The sequence below is a fragment of the Streptomyces calidiresistens genome (assembly GCF_014141525.1).
GTDB lineage: Bacteria > Actinomycetota > Actinomycetes > Streptomycetales > Streptomycetaceae > Streptomyces > Streptomyces calidiresistens.
In genome coordinates, this window is sequence record NZ_VKHS01000564.1 from 1 (window position 1) to 3,710 (window position 3,710).

Consider the following 3,710-nt stretch of genomic DNA (forward strand, 5'->3'; position numbering starts at 1 on the left):
GACTCCCCCCGCGGGAAACCCATCGGCCCGACGAGCGGGCCCCCGCCCCACCAGCCGCTAGGCTGGGGGACGTGGCAGTCGTCGATGTATCCGAAGCGCTGAAGTCCCTCACCACCACGATGGAGTCCATCGAGGCCGTCCTCGACGTGGACAAGCTGAGGGCGGAGATCGCCGTGCTCGAGGAGCAGGCGGCGGCCCCTTCCCTGTGGGACGACCCCGAGAACGCCCAGAAGGTCACGAGCCGTCTCTCCTTCCTCCAGGGGCAGGTGCGCCGTACCGAGGAGCTGCGCAGCCGCATCGACGACCTGGCCATCCTCTTCGAGCTGGGGGAGGCCGAGGGCGACGCGGAGACCCTGGAGGAGGCGCGCAACGAGCTCGACGCCATCCGCAAGGCGGTCTCCGAGCTGGAGGTGCGCACCCTGCTCTCGGGCGAGTACGACGAGCGCGAGGCCATGGTCAGCATCCGCGCCGAGGCCGGTGGCGTGGACGCCGCCGACTTCGCCGAGCAGCTCCAGCGGATGTACCTGCGCTGGGCCGAGCGCAAGGGCTACCCCACCGAGATCCTCGACACCTCCTACGCGGAGGAGGCGGGCATCAAGTCCACCACCTTCACCGTGAAGGCCCCCTACGCCTACGGCACCCTCTCCGTCGAGCAGGGCACCCACCGCCTGGTCCGGATCTCCCCCTTCGACAACCAGGGGCGCCGGCAGACCTCCTTCGCCGGGGTCGAGGTGCTGCCCGTCGTCGAGCAGACCGACCACATCGACATCCCGGAGAACGAGATCCGGATCGATGTCTTCCGCTCCTCGGGTCCCGGTGGCCAGTCGGTCAACACCACCGACTCGGCGGTGCGCATCACCCACCTGCCGACCGGCATCGTCGTCTCCTGCCAGAACGAGAAGTCCCAGATCCAGAACCGCGCCGCCGCCATGCGCGTGCTCCAGGCCCGCCTGCTGGCCCGCCGCAAGGAGGAGGAGCAGGCCAAGATGGACGCCCTCAAGACCGAGGGCGGCAACTCCTGGGGCAGCCAGATGCGTTCCTACGTGATGCAGCCCTACCAGATGGTCAAGGACCTGCGCACCGAGCACGAGGTCGGCACCCCGCAGGCGGTTCTCGACGGCGACATCGACGACTTCCTGGAGGCCGGCATCCGCTGGCGCAAGCGGCGGGAGCAGGAAGGGGAGTGATCCCCTCCCCCTCGGGGGGCGACCACCACGGACCCGGCGGTGTTCCCACCGCCGGGTCTCTTCACGCGATGGTCGGAGAACCCCCGTGGAAAGCCGACTTGACGGGGTTGTGTGGAACCGGAAAGCTTTCGCCCGGCAGACGCCGTGCGGGGCGCGTGTGGCCCGGGGGGCTCAACTGCACGACGGGGACCTCGATCTCGGCCCGTCGCCCCTGTACGTCTGCCCCGATGATGCGTCATTGACACACAACTCCATCAATCACAGGGGGTAGTGGCTTTCATGGCCAATTCCAGGATCCGCATCGCGGCCGCCCGCGTGGCGGCCGGCGCGGTGTTCGCGGCGGGCGCCTCGTTCGCCGTCGCGGGCGTCGCCCAGGCGGAGGACGGCGACCCGACCCCGCCGCCCGCGGAGTGCAACCCGATTCTCGAGCCGGACTGCGACAACGAGGGTGGCGGCGACGAAGGCGGCGACCAGGGCGGTGACGAGGGCGGCGACGGTGGCCCCGGTACCCCCGGTGGCGGTGACGAGGGTGCCGACGGTGGCCCCGGTACCCCCGGTGGCGGTGACGAGGGTGCCGACGGTGGCCCCGGCACCCCCGGTGGTGGCGACGAGGGGGGCACCGGCGGCCCCGGCACCCCCGGCACCAGCGGTGGCAACGGTGGCGACACCGGCACCAGCGGTGGCGACACCGGCACCAGCGGTGGCACCGGCGGCAACGGTGGCGACACCGGTTCCACCGGTGGCAACGGCTCCCCGCAGCTGAGCGGCGGCCAGGAGGGTCTCGAGGCCCCCGAGGCCGAGGAGGGCCTCACCCCGCCGGTGCAGAACAACCCCACCACCGACGGTGGCGAGGAGCGGGGCGAGCTGGCCGAGACCGGTGCCTCCGGCGGCGACATGCTGCTGCTGATCGGTGCCGCGACGATGATCGCCGGTGGGGTGGCCTTCCGCTACCTGCCGAAGATCGTGACCAAGGGTTCCGCCACCGCCTGAGTCCTTCCGTTCCGGTGAACCGGAACGACCCGGGAGGCCGGGATCGGGCCGGCGGTTCATCCGTGGAGCCGCCGGACCGATCGGCCCCGGTCACAGCCGGTGACCGGGCGGGGCACCCCGACCGGAACAGGGGAACGGGCCCGGAGCACATCGCTCCGGGCCCGTTCCGCGTTCGGGAATCCCTCCCGTGATCACCGGGGCGCGCGCGATCACCGCGCGCCCGACCCGCTCGCCTGCTCCCGCGACGCGTCCGCGCCGCCCTCCTCGCGTCACCGCGCCCCCGGTCGCCGGGGCGTGCGCGCCCGGGCGGGGGCGTCGGGTTCAGGCCGGGCGGGCCACCACCAGGGCCACCGCGAAGAGGGCCAGCACCAGGGCGAACAGCATGGTCGGGCCCGTGAGCGGTCCGCCCTCGCGACGCATCCGGTCCAGCCGGTCGCGGCAGACCGCGCAACGGCCCTCGCTCACCCGACCCGCGCAGTTCGCGCAGACCAGCCATTGGGCCCATCCGACGGTCATGCCATCGCCTCCCTCCGTCACCCCTCCCGCCTCCCGGGGGCCGGCGGTGACGTTCGTGTCACCCTCCATCCTGCCGGCGTTCACGGCTCGGTGCGCCGGGGGACGGGATTCCGGCCGGCACGGCGGGGACCGGCAGGGCAAAGCGGGAGCAATCGGTACGGGATGCGGCGGCGTCTGCCGGCGCCCCGCCCGGTCGCGTAGGGTCGGCCCTCGAAGAGGGAGCCGCGCACAGCGCTTCCGCCGCATCTACCCCGTATCAGCCAGGTGCAATCGTGATCCGATTCGACAGCGTCTCCGTGACCTACCCCCGGATGAACGCACCCGCCCTCCGCGAGGTCTCGCTGGAGATCGAGCGCGGTGAGTTCGTCTTCCTGGTGGGCTCGTCGGGCTCCGGCAAGTCCACCTTCCTGCGGCTGATCCTCCGGGAGGAGCGGGCCACGCAGGGCAGCGTCCACGTGCTCGGCAAGGACCTCGGTCGCCTCTCCAACTGGAAGGTCCCCCAGGTCCGCCGGAAGCTGGGCACGGTCTTCCAGGACTTCCGCCTCCTGCCGAACAAGACGGTGGGGGAGAACGTGGCCTTCGCGATGGAGGTCATCGGCAAGTCCCGCATCGAGATCCGCAAGACGGTGCCGCAGGTGCTCGACCTCGTCGGCCTGGCCGGCAAGGACGACCGGATGCCGGGCGAGCTCTCCGGCGGTGAGCAGCAGCGCGTGGCCATCGCGCGGGCCTTCGTCAACAAGCCCATGCTGCTGATCGCGGACGAGCCGACGGGCAACCTCGACCCCCAGACCTCGGTCGGCATCATGAAGCTGCTGGACCGCATCAACCGCACCGGCACCACCGTGGTCATGGCCACCCACGACGCCCAGATCGTGGACCAGATGCGCAAGCGGGTCATCGAACTGGAGAAGGGCCGCCTCGTCCGCGACCAGACGCGCGGCGTCTACGGCTACCAGAACTGACGACCGGGACGGCCCCGAACGGCCCCCCCGGGGCCCCGGGGCGTCCCGCCGGTTC

Annotated in this window: 4 protein-coding genes; 3 read left to right on the plus strand and 1 reads right to left on the minus strand. The window is 71.9% G+C overall.

Going from position 1 to position 3,710, the window contains the following annotated elements; all coding sequences use genetic code 11:
* Positions 1-71 precede the first annotated feature (71 nt).
* Positions 72-1,187, plus strand: coding sequence for a peptide chain release factor 2 (gene prfB, locus FOE67_RS19600; protein WP_182666113.1), 1,116 nt, complete (start codon positions 72-74; stop codon positions 1,185-1,187).
* A 279-nt stretch (positions 1,188-1,466) separates the two neighbouring features.
* Positions 1,467-2,177, plus strand: a complete 711-nt coding sequence (locus FOE67_RS19605) for a hypothetical protein (protein WP_182666115.1) — start codon at positions 1,467-1,469, stop codon at positions 2,175-2,177.
* Positions 2,178-2,498: 321 nt separating this feature from the next.
* Here FOE67_RS19605 and FOE67_RS19610 read toward each other — a convergent pair whose 3' ends face one another.
* Entirely contained in the window at positions 2,499-2,693 is a 195-nt protein-coding gene (locus FOE67_RS19610) for a hypothetical protein (RefSeq protein ID WP_182666117.1), read from the minus strand.
* A gap of 272 nt (positions 2,694-2,965) precedes the next feature.
* On the opposite strand from FOE67_RS19610, the gene ftsE reads away from it, so the two are divergent.
* The gene (ftsE, locus tag FOE67_RS19615; RefSeq protein ID WP_182666119.1) at positions 2,966-3,655 is read left to right on the plus strand and encodes a cell division ATP-binding protein FtsE; all 690 of its coding nucleotides are present in this window, start codon (positions 2,966-2,968) and stop codon (positions 3,653-3,655) included.
* The last annotated feature ends 55 nt before the right edge of the window (positions 3,656-3,710 follow it).

Bases quoted from the DNA above. Each gene is read 5' to 3' on its own strand.
- FOE67_RS19605 (WP_182666115.1), top strand. From the start codon at position 1,467: ATGGCCAATTCCAGGATCCGCATCGCGGCCGCCCGCGTGGCGGCCGGC.
- FOE67_RS19610 (WP_182666117.1), bottom strand. From the start codon at position 2,693: ATGACCGTCGGATGGGCCCAATGGCTGGTCTGCGCGAACTGCGCGGGT.